This window comes from Nonomuraea cypriaca, from assembly GCF_015645445.1.
Taxonomy (GTDB): Bacteria; Actinomycetota; Actinomycetes; order Streptosporangiales; family Streptosporangiaceae; genus Nonomuraea; species Nonomuraea cypriaca.
The window spans coordinates 79,849-104,054 of sequence record NZ_JADOGI010000001.1; the positions used below are offsets into that span (position 1 = coordinate 79,849).

22 protein-coding genes are annotated in these 24,206 nt (G+C 67.9%); 13 read left to right on the forward strand and 9 right to left on the reverse strand.

Annotation, left to right across the window (positions count from 1 at the left end; all coding sequences use genetic code 11):
* Nucleotides 1–337: 337 nt before the first annotated feature.
* The 5 genes from cynS to ITP53_RS00390 form a co-directional block, all read right to left on the reverse strand.
* Nucleotides 338–778 carry a cyanase gene (cynS, locus tag ITP53_RS00375; protein ID WP_195893218.1) on the reverse strand — a complete coding sequence of 147 codons (441 nt, stop codon included), beginning with the start codon at nucleotides 776–778 and terminating at the stop codon, nucleotides 338–340.
* A gap of 54 nt (nucleotides 779–832) precedes the next feature.
* Nucleotides 833–958, reverse strand: coding sequence for a hypothetical protein (locus ITP53_RS58875; RefSeq protein ID WP_268960860.1), 126 nt, complete (start codon nucleotides 956–958; stop codon nucleotides 833–835).
* Nucleotides 959–983: 25 nt separating this feature from the next.
* Nucleotides 984–1,544, reverse strand: coding sequence for a hypothetical protein (locus ITP53_RS00380; RefSeq protein WP_195893219.1), 561 nt, complete (start codon nucleotides 1,542–1,544; stop codon nucleotides 984–986).
* A gap of 159 nt (nucleotides 1,545–1,703) precedes the next feature.
* Complete coding sequence (locus ITP53_RS00385; RefSeq protein WP_207755365.1) at nucleotides 1,704–1,928, reverse strand: hypothetical protein; 225 nt, start codon at nucleotides 1,926–1,928, stop codon at nucleotides 1,704–1,706.
* Nucleotides 1,929–2,012: 84 nt separating this feature from the next.
* Nucleotides 2,013–2,867, reverse strand: a complete 855-nt coding sequence (locus tag ITP53_RS00390; protein ID WP_195893298.1) for an NAD(P)H-binding protein — start codon at nucleotides 2,865–2,867, stop codon at nucleotides 2,013–2,015.
* An 82-nt stretch (nucleotides 2,868–2,949) separates the two neighbouring features.
* Here ITP53_RS00390 and ITP53_RS00395 point away from each other — a divergent pair, with 82 nt between their 5' ends.
* The gene (locus ITP53_RS00395; protein WP_195893220.1) at nucleotides 2,950–3,906 is read left to right on the forward strand and encodes an AraC family transcriptional regulator; all 957 of its coding nucleotides are present in this window, start codon (nucleotides 2,950–2,952) and stop codon (nucleotides 3,904–3,906) included.
* A gap of 181 nt (nucleotides 3,907–4,087) precedes the next feature.
* Here the strand turns inward: ITP53_RS00395 and ITP53_RS00400 are convergent, their stop codons facing one another.
* Nucleotides 4,088–5,113 (reverse strand): LacI family DNA-binding transcriptional regulator, encoded by a 1,026-nt coding sequence (locus ITP53_RS00400; RefSeq protein WP_207755366.1) that lies wholly within the window; start codon nucleotides 5,111–5,113, stop codon nucleotides 4,088–4,090.
* Between the two features lie 47 nt (nucleotides 5,114–5,160).
* The gene (locus ITP53_RS00405) at nucleotides 5,161–6,075 is read right to left on the reverse strand and encodes an ABC transporter substrate-binding protein (protein ID WP_195893222.1); all 915 of its coding nucleotides are present in this window, start codon (nucleotides 6,073–6,075) and stop codon (nucleotides 5,161–5,163) included.
* Nucleotides 6,076–6,378: 303 nt separating this feature from the next.
* Between ITP53_RS00405 and ITP53_RS00410 the strand changes: the two genes are divergently transcribed.
* From ITP53_RS00410 to ITP53_RS00425, 4 genes are all read left to right on the forward strand, one after another.
* Entirely contained in the window at nucleotides 6,379–7,269 is an 891-nt protein-coding gene (locus tag ITP53_RS00410) for an ABC transporter ATP-binding protein (RefSeq protein ID WP_195893223.1), read from the forward strand.
* Between the two features lie 113 nt (nucleotides 7,270–7,382).
* Entirely contained in the window at nucleotides 7,383–8,105 is a 723-nt protein-coding gene (locus ITP53_RS00415) for an ABC transporter permease (protein WP_195893224.1), read from the forward strand.
* A 76-nt stretch (nucleotides 8,106–8,181) separates the two neighbouring features.
* Entirely contained in the window at nucleotides 8,182–9,294 is a 1,113-nt protein-coding gene (locus ITP53_RS00420) for an ABC transporter substrate-binding protein (RefSeq protein ID WP_195893225.1), read from the forward strand.
* Between the two features lie 3 nt (nucleotides 9,295–9,297).
* Nucleotides 9,298–10,467, forward strand: a complete 1,170-nt coding sequence (locus ITP53_RS00425) for an LVIVD repeat-containing protein (RefSeq protein WP_195893226.1) — start codon at nucleotides 9,298–9,300, stop codon at nucleotides 10,465–10,467.
* Between the two features lie 4 nt (nucleotides 10,468–10,471).
* Here the strand turns inward: ITP53_RS00425 and ITP53_RS00430 are convergent, their stop codons facing one another.
* A complete protein-coding gene (locus ITP53_RS00430) occupies nucleotides 10,472–11,689 on the reverse strand; it encodes a M24 family metallopeptidase (protein ID WP_195893227.1) in 1,218 nt (405 codons plus the stop codon).
* A gap of 51 nt (nucleotides 11,690–11,740) precedes the next feature.
* Here ITP53_RS00430 and ITP53_RS00435 point away from each other — a divergent pair, with 51 nt between their 5' ends.
* The 7 genes from ITP53_RS00435 to ITP53_RS00470 all read left to right on the forward strand — a co-directional run bounded on the left by ITP53_RS00435 (nucleotide 11,741) and on the right by ITP53_RS00470 (nucleotide 22,208).
* Nucleotides 11,741–12,805 (forward strand): alpha/beta hydrolase family protein, encoded by a 1,065-nt coding sequence (locus ITP53_RS00435; RefSeq protein WP_195893228.1) that lies wholly within the window; start codon nucleotides 11,741–11,743, stop codon nucleotides 12,803–12,805.
* 59 nt (nucleotides 12,806–12,864) lie between these two features.
* Nucleotides 12,865–13,812 carry an NAD(P)-dependent oxidoreductase gene (locus tag ITP53_RS00440; RefSeq protein WP_195893229.1) on the forward strand — a complete coding sequence of 316 codons (948 nt, stop codon included), beginning with the start codon at nucleotides 12,865–12,867 and terminating at the stop codon, nucleotides 13,810–13,812.
* Between the two features lie 110 nt (nucleotides 13,813–13,922).
* Nucleotides 13,923–15,173, forward strand: coding sequence for a M24 family metallopeptidase (locus ITP53_RS00445; protein WP_195893230.1), 1,251 nt, complete (start codon nucleotides 13,923–13,925; stop codon nucleotides 15,171–15,173).
* Nucleotides 15,157–16,188 (forward strand): thiamine pyrophosphate-dependent dehydrogenase E1 component subunit alpha, encoded by a 1,032-nt coding sequence (locus ITP53_RS00450; RefSeq protein ID WP_207755367.1) that lies wholly within the window; start codon nucleotides 15,157–15,159, stop codon nucleotides 16,186–16,188. The genes ITP53_RS00445 and ITP53_RS00450 overlap by 17 nt, the downstream gene beginning before the upstream one ends.
* 34 nt (nucleotides 16,189–16,222) lie before the next feature.
* Nucleotides 16,223–17,197, forward strand: a complete 975-nt coding sequence (locus ITP53_RS00455) for an alpha-ketoacid dehydrogenase subunit beta (RefSeq protein WP_195893231.1) — start codon at nucleotides 16,223–16,225, stop codon at nucleotides 17,195–17,197.
* A 670-nt stretch (nucleotides 17,198–17,867) separates the two neighbouring features.
* Nucleotides 17,868–20,831, forward strand: coding sequence for a family 20 glycosylhydrolase (locus tag ITP53_RS00465; protein ID WP_195893232.1), 2,964 nt, complete (start codon nucleotides 17,868–17,870; stop codon nucleotides 20,829–20,831).
* 225 nt (nucleotides 20,832–21,056) lie between these two features.
* Nucleotides 21,057–22,208 (forward strand): serine hydrolase domain-containing protein, encoded by a 1,152-nt coding sequence (locus ITP53_RS00470; RefSeq protein WP_195893233.1) that lies wholly within the window; start codon nucleotides 21,057–21,059, stop codon nucleotides 22,206–22,208.
* A gap of 222 nt (nucleotides 22,209–22,430) precedes the next feature.
* Here the strand turns inward: ITP53_RS00470 and ITP53_RS00475 are convergent, their stop codons facing one another.
* Entirely contained in the window at nucleotides 22,431–22,862 is a 432-nt protein-coding gene (locus tag ITP53_RS00475) for a VOC family protein (protein ID WP_195893234.1), read from the reverse strand.
* A 418-nt stretch (nucleotides 22,863–23,280) separates the two neighbouring features.
* Here ITP53_RS00475 and ITP53_RS00480 point away from each other — a divergent pair, with 418 nt between their 5' ends.
* Entirely contained in the window at nucleotides 23,281–23,973 is a 693-nt protein-coding gene (locus tag ITP53_RS00480; protein WP_195893235.1) for a TetR/AcrR family transcriptional regulator, read from the forward strand.
* The last annotated feature ends 233 nt before the right edge of the window (nucleotides 23,974–24,206 follow it).

Genomic DNA, 24,206 nt, shown 5'->3' on the forward strand with positions numbered 1-24,206 from the left:
CGCAGCCTTCGGGAAACGACCCGGCCAGGAGTTGGGTCACGTACTCCTGCGAGGGTGGCCCGCAACACGCGAACACCTCATTGATAGCGGCCTGCAGCGTGGGCAGGGCCCAGGCGCCTGGCAGTAGTTCGGGCGGAAGCGGCGGCACGCGCAAGGTGTCCACCAGTGCGCCGCCGAACAGTCGGACGTAGGCGGCCGGCGTCGCGCCGTTCGGTTCCGGGCCCGGAGTCCAAAGGGCCCGACGAAGAGCCCACCAGCCCTGGCCGAATGCCCGCTTCTGCCGCTGGTAGGTGCGTGTGTCTGTCCTTTGCTCGCCATGGCAGGTCCGTTCCTGGCCTCACCACTGGTAGGGCAGGAATTTCCCGTCCAGGGTCACCACGACCCGGTCGCCGCCCGGGTCGGGTACGCGTTTGACATCGAGGCGGAAGTTGATGGCGCTCATGATGCCGTCGCCGAACTGCTCGTGGATGAGTTCCTTGATCGTCGGGCCGTAGACCTGGAGTATCTCGTAGAACCGGTAGATCGTGGGGTCCGTTGGCACCGCCGTCTCCAGCGCACCGCGAGTGGGCTGAAGCTGCAACGCTTGCTGAACGTCCTCATCGAGATCCAGCAATGACGCCGCGGCCGCGGCCTGCTCAGCGCTCATCGGCTGCTGCCCCAGCAGCGCTGATGTCGTCCATGCCGGAGGGCGTCCGACTGCCTCGGCGAGTTGGACCCACGTGATGCCTAGCCGGGCCTTGGCCGCGCGAACGGCCTCCGCCGCCTCCTTCTTGGTCATCATGGCGTTCCTCCCAGGATCGACGCCGATGTGGATAGACGCATCGCAGACACGCTACGTGCCGAAGATGCCGCCCGCGTTACATAGGTGACCTCCCAGCAGCTCCGCGGCGTCCGCCCCCGCGGTGAGCCCGACCCCGGACAGCGCGCCGACGAGTAGGGACCACCGGGAAGCGGTCAAATGTCATGGGCTCAACCGCCGGGCGTCACGTCGTCACCTGCATGCTGCCGTCAGGCCCCAACGTCACGCTCATCTCGCCCCGCTTGGGCGCTCCGATGCGGATGACCGCCCGCTTGCCTTCGGTGCGTACCAGGGTGAGCGAGATGCCGTTGACGTTGGCCGTGTCGTCCGGCCCCGGCTGGGTGAAGGTGGCGCCACCGGAGGCCAACGTGTAGACGATCTTGTTCTCGCGGATGCTCTTCACCTTGAGGTCGCCGAATCCGGCCTTTCGCATGGCACGGGCGTTGAAGCGGATGACGTCACCGGTGCTGACCTCGACCTCGCACTTGGCGTCCGAGCAGGCCGCCAGGCGCCTTCCGTCCGCGGGCTTCCTTGCTGCCGGGCTCGCGCTCGACGGGCTGGACGGCGGGGTGGACGACGGCGCGGTTGCCACAGGTGACGTGGGCGCGGTCGTGGCCGGTGACGTGGGCGCGGACGCGGCCGTCGGGTCCGGCTCGGCGGCGCCGCAGCCTGCGAGCAGCAGCATCACGGCTGGGGCGAGCACCGCCCATGCGGCGCGGCGTTCCTGGTGTCGCTCTTGGTGCATGGTCTCCCGCCTTCGGGCTGTCCCTGGAACTTTCGGCAAGCTAGCACCTTCCGCCCGGAACCGGCCACGGATCGCCAGATTGCTTCCACCTGCCGCTCGACGACACCACGCAGGGGGAGCGGGGAGAACTTGTGGGCCCGCCTGCGGCGGGCCCACAAGTCAGCCGGCTACCTGAAGAGCATTCGCTTCCCGGTGATCCGGGCGATCGACCCGCGTCGCGCGCTTCAGCGCGTTCGTGACCCCGGGGATCAGTACGTAGACCATGGTGAGCACGAGTACGGCGGTCAGGATGAGCGTGCGCAGCGGCAGGGCGAGCTGCGACAAACCGAAGTGTTCGAAGAGCCACAACGCGAGGGTCAGGGCCGGGTAGATCGACAGCCACATGACGGGCACCTGAACCAGGCGATGGGACCGTGGCCGCCGATGGTCATGTCGGGCCTGGTCGAGCTGTGCTCCGACTTCCCGACGTCAGGCTCCACCAGAGGGCTCAGCATGGGCTTTCCAGACTCCGGTCGCGGCGGTCTGATGGGCATACTCCGTGAAGTCGCGGGGCGGGCGGCCGAGAATGCGCTCGACGGTGTCGGTCACGTGGGCCCTGCGGCCGTCGAAGACCTCGACCATCAGGCCGGCCAGTTGCGTCGCGTACTCGGCCGGCACACCTCGTCCGGTCAGCGACGAGACGAACTGCTCGGGCGTGACCGGCAGATAACGAACCTCCCTGCGGGTCGCCCTCGCTATCTCGCCGACGGCATCGGCGAAGGTGAGCAGTCGTGGTCCGGTTACTTCGTAAATCCGGCCGGCATGGCCGTTCTCGGTCAGCGCCGCGACGACGACATCCGCGATGTCCTCTGCGTCGATGAACGGCTCCGCGACGTCGCCGACCGGAAGCGCGACCACACCGGCCCGGACCAGCTCTACGAGGAACGCCTCGCTGAAGTTCTGCGTGATGAACCCCGCCCGCACGATGGTCCACTCCGCACCGGAGTCCCGCACCGCCTGTTCGCACCGCTCGGCCTCGGCAGAACCGCGGTCAGCGAGCAGGACGAGGTGCCGGACGCCGCAGGCCACCGCGAGGTCTGCGAAGGAACCCACGGTCCTAGCCGCGCCGGGGAACGCCGCATCAGGATAGAAGGCCACATAAGCAGCGTCGATGCCTCGCAGCGCGGGTTCCCATGTGGTGTCGTCCTGCCAGTCGAAAGGCGGCTCAGCACGCCGTGAGCCAACCCGTACCGGCACGTTACGCGCTACGAGCCCGGACACTACCCGGCGTCCGGTCTTGCCTGTCCCCGCGAGGACCAACGTTGTCGGTGCAGTCACTGTCATGATCCACAATCTGCCGGAATGCCGGGCTACGGGCCATGGTCGAGGCTCGCAGGCCCATAATGGTGCGTCTTATACTGCGCCGATGGACCCCTTGTCGATCCTGCTCGACAGAGCCAGGGCCAGGAGCGCGTTCGTGCTACGGTCCATCCTGAACCCACCGTGGTCGGTGCAGGTACGGGACAGGGCGCCGCTCAACGTAGTGGCCATCCTGCGAGGGACGCCCTGGGTCGTACCCAGCACTGGCGATGCGGTGCGACTGGACGCAGGCGACATCGCGGTGATGCGTGGCCCGGACGTGTTCACCTTCGCCGATGATCCCCGCACGCCGATCCAGGTGGTCGTTGAGTCCGGCCCCCGACGGACGACCGCGACGGGCGCGCAGCTGCCCGAGGTCGCGGACATGGGTGTGCGCACCTGGGTCAACGGCAGGCGAACCTGCGACGACGGCGCGGACGACTCGTCGGTGCTGCTGATCGGCAAGTGCCGGGGACCGGGCGAGATCGCCACGCGCCTGCTCAGCGCGTTGCCGCCGCTTCTGGTCATCCCCAGTGCCGCCCACGTCGAATCCGCGCTGGTGTCGCTGCTCGCCGAGGAGACCGTACGAAACGAGCCGGGCCAAGATCTCGTGCTCGAACGACTTCTCGATCTCCTGCTGGTCGCCATTCTCCGCGAATGGTTCACCAGGCCCGGTACCGATGCGCCGGCCTCGTACCGAGCCAAAGGGGATCTCGTCGTCGGGCCCGTCCTGCGACTCATACACAGCGACCCGGGCCATCCCTGGACGGTGGCCGCGCTCGCCCGGCGGGCCGGGGTGTCCCGAGCGACGTTGGCCCGCCGCTTCACCGACCTCGTCGGCATGCCACCAATGGCATACCTCACCGGGTGGCGAATCGACCTGGCCGCCGATCTCCTCATTGAGTCGGACGCCACGATTGACACCGTAGCCCGTCAGGTCGGTTATGGCAGCGCGTTCGCGCTCAGCGCCGCTTTCAAACGAGCCCGCGGGATCAGTCCACAACGCCACCGTGACCGGACATGACCGCCGGTCCTGGGGCGAAATCAACATCATCGGCGCCAACCGGGTGCACGCAGTCCCTGGGGCGGCGGGCGCAGGAGGGCTGATGTCGAAGGTTGCACGAGACGGCAATGCCCAGCTCCAGGTCAACGCTCCACGGACCGACATTCCACATGACAACCCGCCCGTCCGCGACGTCCGGTGACTAGAGCCGGTGTGGCGGGGCGGTGGACTGGCGGTTCACCAGCGTGAGCGGCAACAGGATGGAGCGGGCCGTTCGGCCGGGGGCCCGCAGCCGCTCCAGGAGCAGATGCGCGGCCTCGGCCCCGACCTCGTAGTGAGGAATGCGCACCGTCGTGAGCGGAGGGCGCAGCTTGTCGACGAACGGCATGTCGTTGAATCCGACGACGGAGACGTCGTCCGGACACGACAGCCCACGTTCGGCCAGGGCGTCGTAGCAACCGAGCGCGAGAAGGTCGTTGCCCGCGAGGACGGCGGTGAACTCGACCCCGTCGTCGAGGAGTTCGGTGACCGCCTGCGCGCCGGCGGTCTCGGCCCACGCGGAGCAGAGTTTCAGACGCGACGGGGAGTCCTCCAGCCCGTGGTCCTCCAGCGCCTGCCGGAAGGCACGCAGCCGGTTCACCCCGGTGGACAGGTCCTGCGGACCGGCGAGATGGACGATCTGGCGGTGCCCGAGGTCGACGAGGTGGCGCATCGCCATCGCGACGCCGCCTGCGTCGTCACCTGTCACCGAGGGGACATCGGACAGCGCGAGCCTGCGGTTCACCAGGACGGTGGGGGTGCCTTCGGCTGCCAGTCGCTCGACGACCGGATGGTGGAGACGCGCCGTCGCGAGGATGAAGCCTTCGACATTCCGGTTCCTGAGGGACTCGATGGCGGCCGTCTCACGGACGGGGTCGTTGTCCGTGTTGATGATCGAGGCGATGTAGCCGACGCCGCCGAGCACGTCCTCGATGCCTCTGACGATCGGTGGGAACAAGGGGTTGGTGAGGTCGGGGATGATCAGGCCGATGCTTGAGGAACGCGCCGTCTTGAGGCTGCGGGCGATGGGGTTCGGCTGGTAGCCGAGTGACTCCGCGACCTGGTGCACGCGCTGTGCCGTCTCCTCGTTCACCAGGTGACGCGTTTCGGGGTTCAGCGCGCGGGAGGCGGTCGCCGCGTGGACGCCCGCCTCACTGGCCACGTCCTTGAGAGTCGGCCGCCGTGCCACGGACCCGGTGTGGACGCTGGGTTCGGTGGCGGGGGGCGGGGGAGGCATCACGACGCGGATCCGGGCAGGAATCGCTCGTCCAGGAGCCCGGGGTCGCGGCGCAGGGCGTCGGCGAGACCGGCCGAGCCGGCATGGTGGCGCATCCGCAGTCTCACCAGTGTGTCCAGCGCCTCCTGGTCCATACGGCCGTCGATGACGAGTCCCTCCTCGGGGTCGGTGAGCAGTTGGACGTACCGCCGGACGTCTTCGTCGCCCAGCTTCATGAGCTTCCCGGTGATCGAGGACGCGCACTCGTGGAGGTCTCCGGAGGCCAGCCGGGCCGAGGTCTCCACGATCACGCGAACGAGCGCCGCGAGCCACTCCTCCTCGTGTTCCGCCGTGGTCGCTAGGACCGTCCCGGCGTACGGGCCGAGCTCCTTGGCGCGCGAGAGCCGGTGGCAGCCGCCTTCCTCGGCGCGAAGGTCGTTGCCCGCGTTGAGTACGGTCGCCGTGCACCGTCCCTCGATCAGCGCCTCGGCGCGCCGGGGAGTCGATCCGAGCGCGATGACCTCGCAGTCGATCCCCGCCCTGACGCCGTGCCGCGCGAGCAGCTCGTAGGCGACGAAGGCGAAGCCCGAGGTGGGTACGTCGACGGCGAGGACGCCCCCGCGCAGCGAGTCGATGTCCTTCACGGTGGGGGCGGCGAACAGGGACAACCCGAGCCCGCGATCCACAGCGGCGAGAATCCGCAGGTCGGAGGTGCGTCCGAGCGGGTTGTCCGCGACGAACCGGTAGGCCAGGACGTTGTCCGGACTGGTCATGACGGCGTCGAGTTCGCCGGCGAGCAACGCGGTGAACTGCTCGGGGGAGCTGCGTGCGGGCACCTGGGTGATCGCGAGCGCGGCATCGCCGAGTGCTCCGGTCTCCGTGGCGACACCGAGCACCACGGACGGACTGAACGTGCCGATCCGCAACGTCCGCATGGTGCACCTCCTCCGCGACAGGGTACAGCAAACGATTGTTATCCACCGACCGCGGCCGGCCGGCATCCCACCGTCGCCGGGCGGACGCCGCCTCCGAGGTCGGCGAACACCGGGCGGAGGTAGATCGGCTCGCACATGTCTCAGGCGCGTCGCGCGCACCGGGATGGGCGGACCCGGGTGAGAAGTCATTGACGCCGCCGTAATCATTAGGTACCGTACCGCAAACGATTGCAGTGTGAATCGCGTCACAGTCCGCTCATGCCGGCACGGAAGCGCCGCGCACGGGCTGGGCAAGGAGCTGAAATGGTGCACGTCGGGTCTCATGAAACCGATCGTCCGGCCAAAGAGCACGCGAGTACCGTCGGGTCCACACTGATCGAGGCGGCCGAGGTCAGCGCGGGATACGACAACAAGCGTGAGCGCACCCGGCTGATCGCGCTGCGCGACATCTCACTCAAGGTGACGCAGGGCGAGTTCCTGGCCATCGTCGGCCCGTCCGGGTGCGGCAAGACCACCTTGATCAACCTGATCGCCGGATTCGTCAAACCCATCTCCGGCGTGGTCAAGGTACGAGGCGTGGAGGTCGACGGCCCAGGGGCCGACCGCGCGATGGTGTTCCAGGACTACGCCCTGCTGCCGTGGCGAACCGTCGAACGCAACGTGGAGTTCGCGATAGAGAACCGGCGTGGACATGTCCCGAAGCCCGAGCGGCGGCGCCGGATCGCGAGCGCCCTGAGCTTGGTGGGGCTGGCCGGATTCGAGAAGTCCTATCCGCATGAGCTCTCCGGCGGCATGCGTCAGCGGGTCGGCATCGCCAGGGCTCTCGTCGGCGAGCCCGAGATCTTGCTGATGGACGAACCGTTCGGTGCCGTCGACGCCATGACGCGGGAGGCCATGCAGGCCGAGCTGGAGAGGATCATCGCTGAGACCCGGCAGACCGTCGTGTTCATCACCCACTCGATCGACGAGGCCATCACGCTCGGCGACCGCATCGTCGTGGTGTCCAACCGCCCGGGGACGATCCGGGAGATCATCGACGTCGACCTGCCGCGTCCCCGGTTCGACGAGCGCAGTGACTCCAAGCGATCGGCCAGGTTCGGTGAGATCCGCAGCCACCTCTGGAAGCTTCTCTCGGACGAGGCGCTCGGCGCCAAGTGGGAGTCCGTCGCACAGCGGGAGGGTGAGACCACGTGACGCACGTCGCGCCGACCGAACAGAGCACCCAGAGGATCACTCAGGTCGAGACGATCACCGTCAGCAAGTACGCGCCGTTCAAGAGCGCGGCGGTCACCATCGCCAACCTCACGGTGTTCTTCCTGCTGTGGGAGCTCCTCGCACGTGCCGAGGTGATCAACGCGCTGTTCTTCCCCAAGGCGTCGGAGATGTTCTCGGCCATGTATCACGGTTTCGTCGATGGGACGATCCTGCCTGAGCTATGGCATAGCCTCTCGAACTTCCTGATCGGGCTGACCATCTCCATAGTCATCGGCATTCCCGTCGGTCTGCTGATGGGCGCGAGCAGGGTCGTGGACCTGATCCTGAGCCCTTACGTGTGGGCGATGGCGTCGCTGCCCCGAGTCGCCCTGATCCCGTTGCTGATCCTCATCATGGGATTCGACAACTCGATGCAGCTGACCATCATCGTCCTCTCGGCCGTCTTCCCGATCATGGTCAACTGCATGGCCGGCGTGAAGACCGTCGACCCCTCGCTGTTGCGTGCAGGACGGGTGTTCGGTACCAGCCGCGTACAGACGTACTCAAAGATCATTTTTCCGTTCACGCTGCCGTTCGTGATCGCGGGCGTGAACCAGGGAATCGCTCGTGGCCTCGTCGGGATGCTGATCGGCGAACTCCTCGGCGGAGGCGGCAACGGCCTCGGTTTCATCCTCGACCGGGCCGGCGATCAGTTCGACGCGCCGATGCTGTACGCGGTCCTGATCCTCCTCGCCGTCATGTCCGTGGGCCTCATCCAGTCCATGCGCTTGCTCGAGCAACGCGCCGCGCCGTGGAGAGACACCTTGCGCACCTGATCGCGTTCCCGGATCCTCCCCGACGATGTCGCCCCCAGACCCGGACCTCGTCATCGGCAGAGTAGGAGTCAAGCGAATGAACAGGTTAACCAGAAGCATCGGAGCGGTCGGCGTGTCGCTCCTCTTCGCGGGTTCGCTGGCCGGATGCGGTGGCTCCAGCGACAGCGCCGGTACCGCGAGCGCCGGGCCCATGGACGCGAGCAAGGCCAACCTGCCGAAGACCGAGGCCGACGTCAACGGGACGATCGACAAGAGCAAGGTCAAGAAGAGTCTCGTGGTCGGGGTGGACAACCCGTACTACCTCTTCCACCACGACATCGAGGTCGCGCTCTCCAAGGGCTATTTCAAGGAGTTCGGCATCGACACGGTCGAGATCAAGACGATCGAGGACCCGCTGCCGCCGCTCATCGGCGGCTCACTCGACCTGGCCCTGTACGACACCGACACCGCCATCGCCGCCGCCAGGAAGGGCGATCAGAACCTGCGATTCCTCTCGGTCTACCTCGGTGGTGAGGCGAACGTCCTGGGCGTGGGCAAGGGGATCAACTCGGGGGCCGATCTCAGGGGCAAGACCATCACCGGCGGCCAGTTCGGCAGCAGGAACGACGCGATCATACGTCAACTGCTTCGGGACAACGGCGTCGAGCCCGACAGGGACGTCAAGATCGTCAGCACTGGCGGCCAGTCGAACGAACGGCTGCAGGCGGTGATCACCGGTACCGTCGACGGCGCCAGCATCCAACTGCGCCACCGCACGGTGCTGGAGAAGGCGGGCGGCAAGGTCCTGTTCGAGGAGACCCGCGAAGTGCCGCAGAGCGGCTGGTCCGCGACCAAGCTGCTCCAGGAGAGCCCGGAAACCGTGACCGCCTTCCTCGCCGCCACGCTGAAGGCGCGTCAGTTCATCACCGACCAGGCCAACAAAGAAGAAGTGCTCACCATCATGCGCGCCAAGAAGTTCGACATCCCCACCGAGTACGCGGACGCGTACGCGGCGGAGAACGCGCCCGCTTACCACGTGAGCGACGGCGGGTTCAAGCCGGCGGACATGGAGAAGTTCATCGGTGACCAGATCGCGTACAAGACGGTGCCCGAGGGTACGGACTGGCGCCAGTACACCTATCTCCTCCCGCTCTGGCGTGCGCAGAAGGCCCTGGGCCTGCCGCTCAACCCCGCGCTAGCGGACATGTGACCGATGAACGTGAAGACGGCTGAGGCGAAGGGCCTGCGACTGCTCGCACATCACGATCTCGCCGGTCAGGGCGACGGGATGCAGGTGATGCGTCATGAGGACGTCGTGTACGTCGGTCATACGGGAACATCGAGGGCGGGCACCTCGATCCTCGACGTATCGGATCCCCGGCAGCCGAAGCTGGTGGACCAGTGGGCCGCGCCGGACCACACGCACACGCACAAGGTGCAGGTCGCCGACGGCTTGCTGCTGACCAATCACGAGCGATTTCCATACCGGCCCACCGCACCGCTGGGGCAGCACTCGGCGGGCCTGGCGGTGTACGACCTCGCCGATCCGCTCGCGCCGAGACAGATCGCGTTCTGGCGGTCCTCCGGCAAGGGGGTTCATCGGATCGTGTGGGAAGGCGGGCGTTTCGCCTACGTTTCCGTCACGCCGGACGGCTTCACCGACCGGATCTGGGTGATTCTCGACCTCTCGGACCCGTACCACCCGGTGGAGGCCGGCCGGTGGTGGTGGCCCGGCCAGTGGGCGGCCGCGGGCGAACAACCGACGTGGCCGGCCGGACAGCGGCACGCGGCCCACCATGCGCTCCTCGACGGCGACCTCGCCTACCTCGGCTACGACGACGCGAACCTCGTGGTCCTCGACATCGCGGACCCCTCTTCCCCCCGGGCGATCGGGTTCTGCCGATGGGAGGGCGGCGCCACGCACACGTGCCTTCCACTGCCCGGCAGGAACCTGCTCGTGGTCACCGACGAGCAGCAACACGACGGACCGTGGGCCCCGGCCCGGCGCATCCACCTGATCGACGTCCTCGACCCGGCGAACCCGCGCTATCTCGGGGCACTCCCGGAGCCGAAGGGCGACTTCACCGGACTGCCCCTGCGATACGGGCCACACTGCCTGCACGAGAACCGCCGAGGGTCGTTCCAGAGCGGACGTCTGATCTTCGCGACGTACTTCAGCGCCGGCGTCCGGGTCTACGACCTGGAGGATCCTGGCCGGCCACGCGAGATCGCGCACTGGATCTCCCAGACGCCACCCGGTCAGGCCGCTCCACAGGCGAACGACCTGTTCGTCGATCGCGACGGCCTCGTCTGGGTGACCGATCGCATGGAGGGAGGGCTGTTCGTCCTCGAGCCCGAGGGTGAGCTCGCCGCGTTGATGTAGCCCCTCACCGTTCCTGAGCAGCCGTACGGTCCCGAGCCGTCGAAGGGGCGAAGGGAAGGGTGAGCAGGCCGGGCGGGAACCGATGCAGGGAGCGGCAGCCGGTGTCGGTGACCACGACCATCTCGCCGGTCTGCACGCCGGCGCGGAAGTCAGGAGTACAGATGTTGGGCTGCACCACGAGAGTCGTCCCCGCGCGTAGCGGCTCGGCGTGCAGGCCACGCGGTGTGAGGTCCCGCCCGCTCAGAACAGGGGGCAGGTATCCGCCGCCGAGCCCGTGGATGAGGTCGTCGACGGTCGTCATTCCCTCCGCCCGGACGTGCCGCAGGCTCGCCGGCAACTCGGCGGGCAGGACCCCGGCGCGCAGACGGCCCATGACCTCGTCACGGACCGTCTCGGCGATCTCGTGCAGGCGGCGGTACAGCGCGGTGGGCTCGGCGCCGACCGTCGCGGTGCGCAGCAACTGGGCGGGGTGGTCCGGACCCCAGCCGGCGCTGAGCTCGAATATCACGACCGCACCGGGTCGCGTCCTGCGCTCGCTCGGCCACTGTGCAGGAACACAGCGGTCGGGCGCGCTCATCGACGTCGTCGTGACGTAGCAGATGTGATGTGTGCCCCCTTTTGTGCGGTACGCGTGCTCCGCGGCGGCGACCATCTCCCGCTCATCGGCCCCCTGCCCGGCGGCGTCGAGCAGAGCCTCGGCGGCCAGGTCGGTCAGGGCCGCCGCGTGCTCCAGCCACCGGAGCTCCTCGTCGGACTTGACCATACGGAGGCGGGTGTAGTGCTCGTCCAGCACCACGACGGCGCTCGCCCACTCGCCGACGGCGTCCCGTATCCGGGCCGGGACCGGTCCGACGAGGCCGACCGGGCGCGCGGGACCGAGCCGCCTCAGCGCCCGCACCGCGGCGTGTGCCGGGTCGTCGCCGATCGGGCCGACCGCATCGCCGAGGCCGGCGTCGAGAACGGTGCGCCGTGCGTCCGGCACGTGGTTGTGGAATCCCACGAGCAGCTGCCCCGCCCCGTCCGGTGGGAGCACGAAGAGCGCCTCACGGGTGACCGGCCAGGTGGTGAGCCAGGGGATCGCGCTGCCGGTCCGGTTCGCACCGTACGCGAGCACGACCTCCGCACCGTGCGCCGTGGCGGCGGCTCGCATGAGCGCACGTCTGGAACGCAGCTCTCCGATGCTGAACGGGGCGGGGGGTGTTTCCCTGGGGAACGTTGACATGACTCATATGATCGAGGAGTATGCAAACGATTGCAACAGAAGGAGCGGATCATGGACGAGCTCGTCGCCTCAGCGGTCTCGCACTGGGCCCCGCGGTTCACGACGAACGGGGTCGCGGTCGCGGATTTCGAACGCGTGCTGTCCGGCCTGAAAGACTGGGACGGCTGGTGTTCCGCGTGGTCCTCGGTGGGGGCGGAGTACGAGGCGCTCGGCGCCGAGGCCATGCGGGAGGGGCGCCTCCGGTCGGCGGGGCAGCACTACGTCCAGGCCGCCGTCTGTCACCACTTCGGCAAGTTCCTCTTCGTCCAGGACCAGGTCCAGATGCGCGAGGCGCACCTGGCCGCGGTGCGATGCCTCGACGCCGCGCTCCCGTACCTCGATCCGCCGGGGCGGCGCATCGAGATCCCGTTCGACGGATCCCGCCTCGTCGGGGTGCTCCGCCTGCCCCGCGGCCGCGGGCCGCACCCGGTGGTGGTCATGGTCCCGGGCCTGGACTCCGCGAAGGAGGAGTTCCGATCGACCGAGGCGCTCTTCCTCGATCGGGGCGTGGGAACCTTCAGCGTCGACGGCCCCGGGCAGGGCGAAGCCGAGTACGACCTTCCGATCCGCGGTGACTGGGAGGTCCCCGGCGGCGCGATCCTCGACGCCGTCTCGGCGGAGCCGGACGTCGCCCAGGACCGGCTCGCGGTCTGGGGCGTCAGCCTCGGCGGCTACTACGCCCCTCGCATCGCCAGTGGCGACAGCCGGGTGCGCGCCTGTGTCGCGCTCGCCGGACCCTACGACTTCGGTGAGTGCTGGGGGCAGCTGCCGGACCTCACGCGACAGGCGTTCCGTGTCCGATCCGGAGCGGAGAACGACGAGCACGCGCGCGAGATCGCGCACACGCTCAGCCTCGCAGGGCGGGCCGGCTCCATCACCTGCCCGCTGCTCGTGGTCACCGGCAGGCGTGACCGGCTCATTCCGTGGCGGCACGCCTCCCGTCTCGCGAAGGAGGCGGGAGGAACGACCCGGCTGCTGCTCCTCGAAGACGGGAACCACGGGTGCATGAACGTCGCGGCACAGCACCGTCAGAAATCGGCGGACTGGGTGGCGGCCCAGCTCGGAGCGGGTGAGTGAGCCTTGACACTGCATAAGTGCCTCAGTACGTTCGTAGCAATCGATTGCAAGGAGTCCGCATGAGCCTTGTACCACTCCCGCCGCTGCGTGTCGGGTGGATCGGAGCGGGCCGGATGGGCGCGGCGATGGCACGTCGGCTCGCGCGGGCCGGCATCGACGTGGCGGTGTGGAACCGGACGCGATCGAAGGCCGAGGCACTCGTGGCCGACGGGGCACAGGTGGCCGAGTCGATCGGTGAGCTCGCCGACCGCGACGTGGTCTTCACGATGGTGTCCTCGTCGGAGGACCTCGAGCAGGTGCTGCTCGGCGAAGGCGGTCTCCTCACCGCGGGTGGTCCCGTTCCCGCGATCATCGTCGACTGTTCCACGGTGTCGACGGAGACCTCGGCGGCGATGCGGGCGGCCGCTCGGCAGCGCGGGTCCGAGTTCCTCGCCTCCCCGGTGAGCGGCAACGGCAAGGTCGTGGCGTCGGGGAAACTCAGCTTCGTCGTCTCCGGTCCCGAGGAGGTCTACAAGAAGGTCGCGCCGCTGCTCGGCGCGATCGGCCGTTCGGCCTCCTACGTGGGGGAGGGGGAGACGGCCCGGCTGGTGAAGATCTGCCACAACCTGTTGCTCGGCGTCGTGGCGCAGTCGCTCGCCGAGATCACGGTGCTCGTCGAGAAGGGAGGCGTCTCACGGACGGCCTTCCTCAGGTTCCTCAACGACAGCGTCATGGGTTCCACGTTCACCCGCTACAAGACGCCGGCACTCGTGAAACTCGACTACACCCCCACCTTCACCCCCGTTCTGCTGCGCAAGGACTTCGACATCGGGCTCAGGGCGGCCGCTGAACTGGGCGTGTCCATGCCCGTGGCAGCCCTGACGCAGCAGTTGGTCCAGGCCACCATCGGAGGCGGCCGGAGCGAGGAGGACTTCTCCGTCCTGCTCGACCAGATGGCCGCCGCCGCGGGCCTGGAACTGAAGCCCGAGACCGCGGAGGTCGACGACGGTCTCGGCTCGTACACGTGACGTGGCGCGTACACGCGAACGGCTAGTACACGTGACGTGGTTCGTACACGTGACGTGGGCAAATGCTCGGACAGAGCTCAGGCAGTGACTCGGGCGAGTGAGGAGACACGATGAGCGGTGACACAGGGCCACTCGTGCCGGCCTTCGGACGGATGGGCGTGGACTTCGAACAGCGGGTCGGCTTCGGCCGGTTACGCGACCACCGCCTGGCCCGGGCGCGCGCCGCGCTGGACGCCTCCGAACTCGGCGCGCTGCTCGTGTTCGACGTCAACAACATCCGTTACATCACCTCGACGATGATCGGGGAGTGGGCGCGGGACAAGATGGCCCGATACGCGCTGCTGGCCCGTGAGGCCGAGCCGGTCCTGTGGGACTTCGGATCGGCCGCCAAGCACCACCAGCTGTACGCGCCCTGGCTGCGGCCGGAGAACTCACGCGCCGGGATGCTGGGTCTGCGCGGATCCGTCGCGCCGGAGGCGGGCCTGTTCGAGCGGGCCGCCCGCGAGATCAAGGGACTGCTGGAGGAGGCCGGCGTCGCCGGCCTGCCCATCGGCGTCGACGTCGCCGAGCCATCGATGTTCTTCGAACTGCGACGCCTGGGCCTCGACGTACGAGACGGCCAGCAGGTGATGCTCGACGCGCGCCAGATCAAGTCGGACGACGAGATCGCGCTCCTCTCCACGGCGGCCGCCATGGTCGACGGCACCTACCAGACGATCGTCGACGCGCTCAAGCCCGGCATCCGGGAGAACGAGATCGTCGCACTGGCGAACAAGCGCCTGTACGACATGGGTTCCGACGACGTGGAGGCCATCAACGCGGTCTCGGGCGAGCGCTGCAGCCCCCACCCGCACAACTTCACCGACCGCATCATCCGGCCGGGGGACCAGGTCTACTTCGACATCATCCAGTCCTTCAACGGCTACCGGACCTGCTACTACCGGACCTTCGCCGTCGGCCGCTCCACCCCTGCCCAGCGCGACGCCTACAAGCGGGCACGTGAGTGGATCGACATCGCGATCGCCACGGTGAAGCCCGGCGTCGGAACCGACGAGATAGCGCGCCTGTGGCCGCGCGCCGAGGACTTCGGGTTCGAGAACGAGATGTCGGCCTTCGGCCTGCAGTTCGGTCACGGTCTGGGCCTCGCGCTGCACGAGCGGCCGATCATCAGCCGGCTGAACTCGCTGGAGAACCCGGTCGAGCTCAAGGCGGGCATGGTGTTCGCCCTCGAAACGTACTGCCCGGCCTCCGACGGCTACTCGGCGGCACGGATCGAAGAAGAAATAGTCGTCACAGAGGACGGCCCGCGGGTCATCACCCTCTTCCCGGCAGAGGAGCTCTTCGTTGCCAACCCCTACTGAGCTGGGCCTGCCCGAGACGCCCACCTTCCGGCACGAGGTCGACGCGGAGACCGAGCTCGAGCTCTACCGGTCCATGGAACGGCTGCGCAGGTTCGAGAAGCGTGCTTACGACCTGTTCCTGCAGAACATGGTCAAGGGCACCAGCCACCTGTCGCTGGGTCAGGAGGCGATCGCGGCGGCGTTCGGAGCGACCATGCGCCCCGGCGACTGGACGTTCGCGACCTACCGCGGGCACGCGCACACCCTCGCCAGAGGGGTGGGAATGGCGCCCATCATGGCCGAGCTGCTCGGACGGTCCACCGGCCTGATGGCCGGCAAGGGCGGCTCGATGCACCTGACCAGCGTCGAGCACGGCGTCATGGGCTCGTACGCCATCGTCGGCGCGCACCTGACCATCGCCAACGGCGCCGCGTGGTCGGCGAAGCTGCGCGGCACCGACCAGGTCGCGGTCTGCTTCTTCGGCGACGGCACGACCAACATCGGGGCGTTCCACGAGGCACTCAACCTCGCGGCGACATGGAAGCTCCCGGTCGTCTTCGTCTGCGAGAACAACCAGTGGATGGAGTACACGCCGATCGGCAGCGTCACCGCCGTACCCCGCCCGGCCGCCGACCGCGCGCCGGCGTACGGCCTCGACTCGATCGTCGTCGACGGCAACGACGTGACCGAGATGTACGCCGCCGCGCGGGACGCACTCCTGCACGCGCGCTCAGGCGGGGGACCGGTGCTGCTGGAGGCGCTGACCTACCGGCACGGCGGGCACTCGCGGGCGGATCCCGCGAAGTATCGCCCAGAGGAGGAGGTCGAGCCGTGGTTGCGCCGGGATCCGCTCCTCACCTATCGGACGCATCTGCTGCGCAAGGGCGTGGACGAGGGAGTGCTGAAAGGCATCGGCGAGGACGTCCTGCGTGAGGTGGACGACGCGACCGAGGAAGCGAAGAACGCGCCGGAGCCGGACCTGACCCTCATCGATCGTGATGTGTGGGCTGACGGAGGCTCGGCATGGCGCAACTGACGATCCTCATCACCTGCGTTGAAGGGAACTCGGCATGGCGCCACTGACCTACCGCGACGCCGTGGCACGGGGCATCGCACAAGAGCTCGAACACGATGAGAGGGTCGTCTTCCTCGGTGAGGACGTCGGCGCGGCCGGTGGCGTGTTCAAGGCGACCGGCGGGCTGCTCGAAAGGTTCGGCCCGCAGCGTGTCGCGGACACGCCCATCTCCGAACAGGCCATACTCGGCGCCGCGATGGGCGCGGCGATGACCGGGCTGCGCCCGATCGCCGAGATCATGTTCTCCGACTTCCTCGCCGTGTGCTGGGACCTGATCGCCAACGAGATCGCCAAGACCCGCTACATGAGCAACGGGCAGGTCTCGCTCCCGCTGGTCATCAGGACCGGGAACGGTGGCGGGTTGCGGTTCGGTGCCCAGCATTCGCAGAGTCTCGAGAACTGGGCGATGGCCGTCCCCGGCCTGAAGGTGGTGGCTCCGTCCACGCCCGAAGACGTCATCGGCCTGCTCGCGGCCGCGGTGCGTGACCCGGACCCCGTGATGTTCTTCGAGCACAAGGGCCTGTACCCCATGAAGGGGGAGGTTCCCGACGGGGAGATCGTCGACACCCTGGGCACCGCGAAGGTGCGAAGGCAGGGGACCGACTGCACCATCCTCGCCCTGGCCGCGATGGTGCCCCGGGCGCTGAAGGCCGCCGACGCGCTCGCCGCGGCGGGCATCAGCGCGACGGTCGTGGACGTCCGCTCCCTGGTCCCGCTCGACACCGCGACGATCCTCGACTGCGTCGCCCGGACCGGGCAGTTGTTCACCGTGGAGGAGAACCCGCGGCTGTGCGGCTGGGGCGCCGAGATCGTCTCGGTGGTCGTCGAGGAGATCTGGGGCGACCTCGACGGGGCCCCGATCCGGATCACCACTCCGCACGTCCCGCTCCCGTCTTCGGACACACTCGAGGACGCGACGATCCCCACGGTCACACGCATCGTCGACACCGTACGAAAGGTGATGGAGTGACGGGTGCCGCAGCACTCGCCGGCAGCGCGTGCGGCGGGCCCCCTCACCACGGCCCCGGCGGAGTCCTGGGCTTCAGCCTGCGTACGTTGACCCGGACGTGACCGCCCCGGCAGGCGTCGGACGCGATCGAACGAGTCTTGGTCAGCCGCTCGCGACGAACCCATCGGCAAGGACGGCCGGTCGCGCCCGCCGGTGCTGGTGGTGATCGAAGAGGCGCACACGTTAGGGCGCGACAGCGCGTCCAGGAACTTCATCGGCTCGCCTGCCGAAGCCGGCGACCGTACCACTGTGGCTGCTACGCGTCACCGGCATCCCGGTATAGACCGGTTGCCGGGCCCACGCTCCCCGTCGTTGCGAATCCGATGCTCGGCGGTATAGACCAAGGCGTGCTATCTGTCTAAGCTGACCCAAGATCCTTATAAAAAGGATATATCCGCCGTCCTGGCCACCAATCGGTACAGACCAGTCACCCCCCCAAGGACAAGGAGGCGGTAATCGAGTCGAGCGAGAGGATCGCCGGGACGGTCGCCCTCCAGGCCGTGACACCGCCCAGCACCGATCAGACACCTGCACGGACACTCCCATGTCGAGCGGGTGGACCGGACATGCCAATCAATGCCCGAATGCGACCTGTGCTGGAGGTATGCGGCACCCCGATGTAAGGAGTGACGTGAAGTTCTCGTTCTTATCGCCGAAACGCGCGCGGAGGTATGGCGGAGGCCATCGGTCTCGGCCCCGCGCATTCTCCGCTCTGACAATCGGTGCGCTTCTGGCCGCATTTCTCGTCCCGCTGACAGTGGGACAGGCATTCGCCGACACGCCCACGACCTCCGCCGATCCCTCACCTTCCGAGAGCGTCAATCTCGCCCTCCTGCCGGGTGCGGTCGCCTCCGCCAAGTCCCAACGTATGACCAGGCCCGATGCGACGTACGCGCCCGCCAACGCCGTCGACGTCTTCGTCCACAACGGTTGGACCTCGAACTATGCGTCGGTCGGGGATGGCTATGACCCGGCGCAGGACTGGTTCCAGGTCAAGCTGGCCGAGCCCGCCCCGGTCCACGAGGTGTTCAGCCTCTGGACGTCTGCGGCCAAGCCGACGGAGTACGACCTACAGGTCGCCACCGACGCCGACTGTCAAACGTGGTCGACGGTCGCCCACGTGGTGAATCCGAGCGACAAGGATTCCCAGGTGATCGACCGCAAGGACCCGATCTCCTGCGTCCGGATGCAGGCCCTGGCCACGAATTCCGTGACCGGATACACGATCAACGAGTTCGAGGTATGGTCCGGCCCCAAGCCGGCGCCGGTCGTGGGTCACATCATTCCCGTGCCGGTGCGGCAGACGCCCGGCACAGGTCAGCCGTGGGAGCTCACGGCTGAATCCCGGATCGTGGTCTCGGGCAGTGGCCTCGCTGCCACGGCTGAGGTTCTTGCGGGCTACCTGCGGCCGGCTACCGGGTACGGACTCCCCGTGGTGACAGGTTCTGCCACCGCCGCCGATATCGCCCTCACCCTCGCGCCAGTGCCCGGCCTTCCACAGGGCAACGAGGTCGCCGCGGCCGAAGGCTACTCCCTCAAGGTGTCAAGTGCGGGCGTAAAAGTCGTGGCCCCGAAGGCGCACGGCCTGTTCAACGGCTTTCAGACCCTTCGGCAATTGTTGCCGGCGGCGAGCTACTCGCCCACTGTTGGCATGGGGCCATGGACGGCACAGCCCATAACGGTCGTGGACTACCCACGATATGCGCATCGAGGTCTCCAACTCGATCCTGCCCGTAACTTCCTGACGGTGGCCGAAACAAGATCCATGATCGACCAACTGGCAGCGTTGAAGGGCGACCAACTGCACCTGCACCTGAGCGACTCCCAGTCCTGGCGCCTTGAGATCAAGGGCTACCCGGCGCTGGACGGCACCGGGTGCAACGGAGCGGGCTGCCTCGCGGGTTTCTACACGCAGGAGGACTTCAAGGACCTGGTCAAGTACGCGGCCGATCGGTTCATCGAGATCGTCCCCGAGTTGGAGGGCCCGGCCCATGCCACGGCGGCGGTCAGATCCCTGGGCGGCCTCGCGGTCATGGGTTGCCAAGGCCAGACCCAGACCGACCGGTTCTGCACCGATCCGAACGACCCGGCCAGTGCGCGGGCCCTCGCGTTCTGGAGAGACGCGATCGCGCAGCTTGCCGCGATCTCTCCCGCACCCATCATCCACATCGGCGGGGACGAGGCCATCGGGATGCGCCACGAAGACTACATGTGGTGGATCGGGCAGATGGAGATCATCGTCAACGACAACGGCAAGCGGATGATGGGCTGGAACCCAGCGCTGGAGGGATACGCACCGAATTCCACCTCCATCAACCACTACTGGTCCGACTACACCGGCGGTGGGCCCCCTCTCATCAAGCCTGAGTGGTTCAACCAAGGCCGGGACGTCATCGTGACCCCGGAATACAACGCCTATCTCGACTTCGGGTATGACGGGTCCCCCGGCAGAACGCCGCGGACGGAACTTCTCCAGTCCTACTCGTGGGACCCGGAATGGGTGTACGAAAAGTACCGGTCGGTCTGGGCTCAACCCGCCTACGGCGGGCCGAAGGCGGAGGACATCCTCGGCATCGAGGCGCCCATCTGGGGCGAGCAGATGCGTGGGCTGGCCACGAACGAGTACATGGTCTTCCCGCGGCTGGCCGGAATCCTGGAAAAGGCCTGGTCCCCCAAGACGCTCACCCAGGACTACGACGCGTATCGGCAGCGGCTGAGCGTGGCGGGACCCCGGTGGGCGTTCGCGAACGTGAACTTCGGCACCATATCCCAGGTCACCTGGAGCACGGCGTCGATGGGGACGGTCGCCCGTTTCGGCGCGGACAAGACCCTGAGCAATGCACCCCTGGCGCGTATGACCGCCGGCTCGATTCCGTCCGGTGAATTCGCGGCAGTGATCGATTGGGGCGACGGATCCCCGACGGAGCCGGCCGGCATCGCGGGACGCGATTACGTGGCGAGCCAACGGCAGGGTAGAAGCCTGATGTCGGTCAGCGGGAGCCACTCCTATCCGGCTGACCAGGTGTACCACGGAACCGTCACCTACAGTTATCAGGACCAGACCTGGGCCGTGCCGTTCATCGCGACCGGCGTCCCGTCCTGCACCAAGACGATCACCGGGACGCACCATGGCCCATTGACCGTCTCCTCGGGTGTCACGTGCCTCGATGACGCGACGATCACCGGACCCGTGACCGTGCGTACAGGTGCCGGGCTCTACGCGTCCGGGTCCGAGGTGCGCGGCCCGCTGACGGCGTCCGGGGCAGTCGACGTTCTGCTGTGCGGCACCACAGTGTCCGGGCCGGCCAGCCTGACCGGTGGGACGCGGGTCTGGATCGGCAACCGCAACGGGGACTGCGCGCCGGCGACGATCAAGGGCCCGGTGAGGGTCACCGGCACGACGGGTCAGGTGACGATCGAAGGCACGACCGTGGGCGGCCCGCTCGTCCTGCAGAACAACACGGCGGCGACGATCGTCGCCGGCAACCACATCGGCGGGCCACTGTCGTGCGCGGGGAACTCCCCTGCGCCGAGCAACGCCGGCCAGCCGAATACCGTGTCCGGCCCGAAGTCGGGGCAGTGCGCCGGGCTGTAGACGGACGATGACCGTCCGAGGCGTTAAGCCCGGTAGGTGAATGCTGGTCACGGCGGCAAACATAGAGACGCTCGATGGGAGTTCCTCCTTCGAGCGTCTCGTCGTTCGGCGCGTTTGGTAGTGCTGGCTATACCAAGAGACTCCAGCCTATGGGATCGAGGAGGTGATCTTTCCGGCGACAAGCTGTGGGGGTCAGCGAATGACGAACCCCCTTGAGGAATCCTGATGTTCAAGCCCCGCCCGACCGCCCTGCTCGCCCTCGGCGCCCTCGCCCTCGCCGGTGCCCTGACCACTCCGGCCGCGAGCGTCGCGACGTCCGCCGAGGACGGCACCGTCGCGCCCGTGCAGAAGGCGCTGGACGACCTCGTCAAGAAGGACAAGTTCCCGGCCGCGCTCGCCACGCTGCGGGACACCTACGGGCAGGAGCAGTTCTTCACCGCGGGCGTGGGCGACCTGAAGACCAAGAGCGAGGTCCCGCAGGACGGCCGGGTACGGATCGCCAGCAACACCAAGATGTTCACCGCCACCGTGGTGCTGCAGCTTGTCGGCGAGGGCAAGATCAAGCTGGACACGCCGATCGAGAAGTATCTGCCGGGGCTGGTCCGTGGCAAGGCCGGTGACGGCCGCAAGATCACCGTACGCCAGATCCTCCAGCACACCAGCGGCCTGCCCGACTATGACGAGATCGTGTTCGTCGACGGCCTCAAGACTCTGCGCAAGTACTTCAAGCCGCAGGACATGGTGGACTACGCGCTGAAGAAGAAGGCGCTGTTCAAGCCCGGCAAGGGCTGGGGTTACAGCAACACCAACTACGTGCTGGCCGGCCTGATCGTGGAGAAGGTCACCGGCCGTTCGATCGGCGACCAGATCACCTCGCGGATCATCAAGCCCCTCGACCTGCGTGACACGTACTGGCCGGACGCCCGTGACAAGAGCATCCAGGGCCCGCACCCGCACGGCTACTTCGCGGCCAAGCCCAACCAGCCCTGGATCGACGTCACCACCTTCGACCCGTCCTCCGGCTGGGCCGCCGGGCAGCTGATCGGCACCCCTGGCGACCTCAATCGTTTCCTGGTCGCGCTGCTGAACGGCGAGCTGCTCGAACCCGCACAGCTCGCGGAGATGAAGAAGACGGTCAACGCACCCGACTCCGGCGCCACCGAGGGCGGGCGCTACGGCCTGGGGCTGTCCACGGTCAAGCTGAGCTGCGGCGGCTTCGCCTGGACCCATGGCGGCGATGCCCCCGGCTACAGCACGCGCAACGCCGTGACCAAGGACGGCAGGGCGGCCGCCATCGCCGTCACCGCCCTGGCCACCACCCTGGAGGCGCACAAGAACGTGGAAAAGGCCCTCGACACCGCCCTGTGCGACCAATAGCGCTGCCCCTCCCGGAAGACACCGTAGGCTGCTCCGTCAGTATCGGACGCGTCAGCAAGACGTACGGCGGTGAGCAGCCTGTCGTGGCGCTGGCCGAGGTCGACGCCCGGTCGCCCGGCGTTGTGCGAACCCGAGCGGCCGGCCTACTCCTGCGCTCGGGGGGTCGCTGCCGCGGGCGGGTCGTCGGAACGGCGGCCACCGGCGGAGTCGCCCGCGCCACGATCAGCTCCGCCGGTCGGAGGAGCGGGGGCCAGGCTCAGCGAGCTCGATGATGGTGCCGATGTTGTCGGTGATGAACGCGATGCGCTGACCGATCGCGGGCACTTCCATGGGTCCTCCGATCAGCTGCACGCCTCGGTCGCGCAGTTGGGACACGGTCGCATCGAGGTCCTCGACGGCGAGGCAGAAGTGGTGCAGGCGTGACGGGTCCATGCTCGTCAGCACGTTGTCGGTCGGTGCCTGGCGGCTCGATGCGCCCGCCATCAACTCGATCTTGACATCACCGTTGACGATGAAGGCGAACGTCGTGCCGTGAGAGTCGAATCGCTGGTCAACGATGAAGCCGAGCTTGCTGGAGTACCACTCGACAGTGGCGTTGAGGTCCTCGGCGGTCACGCTGAGACCAACATGGTCGTGGGAGAAGGAAAGATTCATGAACACAACGTTCGCCCACGGACGAGCCCGTAACCAGGGACGGATCGACGGTAGGAGAACCGGTACCACGCTCGACTGCTGGTGACCAGCGAGAATCAAGGGAGACCCTGCACACCGCCGGTATCGATCCGGCACCCCGCCGGGCCGGGCCGACCTGGCGGCAGTCCCTGGCCGCTCAGGCTCACGCGCTGATCGCGCGTAAGGCGGAGGCCCTGGAGGGCGCCGAGAGTGACGCGGCGTTCGCCCGCGCGGTGGAAGGCGACCCTGGCTGGGCCGGCTACATGTTCCCCGGCCTGGCCGAGCAGCATCCCTCGCTCGCTCCGACCTTGGAGCGGCTGGCCGGGGAGCACGAGCGCATCGCGTGAAGTCCGAGGAATGCTGCTGGCAGTGATGTACCGTTGCGGTTACCGTTGTTATCGTGGAGCGAGATCTCACGCGTGAGCGGATCATCAAGGCGGCCTCCGACCTGCTTGCCCAGGGCGGACGCGACGCGGTGTCGACCCGGGCGGTCTGTGCTGCGGCGGGAGTGCAGTCGCCGACGCTCTATCGGCTCTTCGGCGACAAGCACGGTCTCCTCGACGCGGTCGCCAGCCATGGATTCGAGAGCTACCTGGCCGGCAAGACGGCCCTGGCCGAGACCGACGACCCGGTCGAGGACCTGCGGCACGGCTGGGACCTGCATGTGAATTTCGGCGTCACCAACCCGGCCTGCTATGCGCTGATCTTCGGCGATGTCCGGCCGGGCACAGAACCGCCGGCCGCGCGGCGTGCCGCCGCCGTGCTGGCCGCGAGGGTCAAGCGGATCGCCGAGGCGGGCCGGCTGCGGGTCAGCGAGGAGCGAGCCGCGCACCTGATCCACGCCACGGGGCGCGGCATGACCTTGACGCTCATCTCGCTGCCGGAGGAGCGGCGCGACCCGGCGCTGTCCATCATGGCCCGCGAGGCGATCATCGCCGCGATCACCACCGGCGAATCCACCGCCGCCGGGGACGGTCCGACCGGCATCGCGGTGGCGCTACGCGCGGTCGCACCCCAGTTGGCCCCGCTCTCCTCCGCGGAGCGCACCCTGCTGACCGAGTGGATGGACCGCGTCGCCGCATCGGACCTGTGACACCGAATCACCCGGCGTGACGGCTGACGGCCGCCCATGAGATAGCACTGCTAACGGCAAACAGTTGCCAGCGTGACCATGGCGGCGGTACGGTTGCTGTGTTGTCACTGCTATCACCGAAGCAGGTGGAATGACTCTGAAAGCGCACACCGTCGCTGCGCAGGGTCCCCTCCCGCGACGGCGACGGCGACGGCGACGACCGCATCCTGCGCATCGACCTCGCTCCCGTCCCG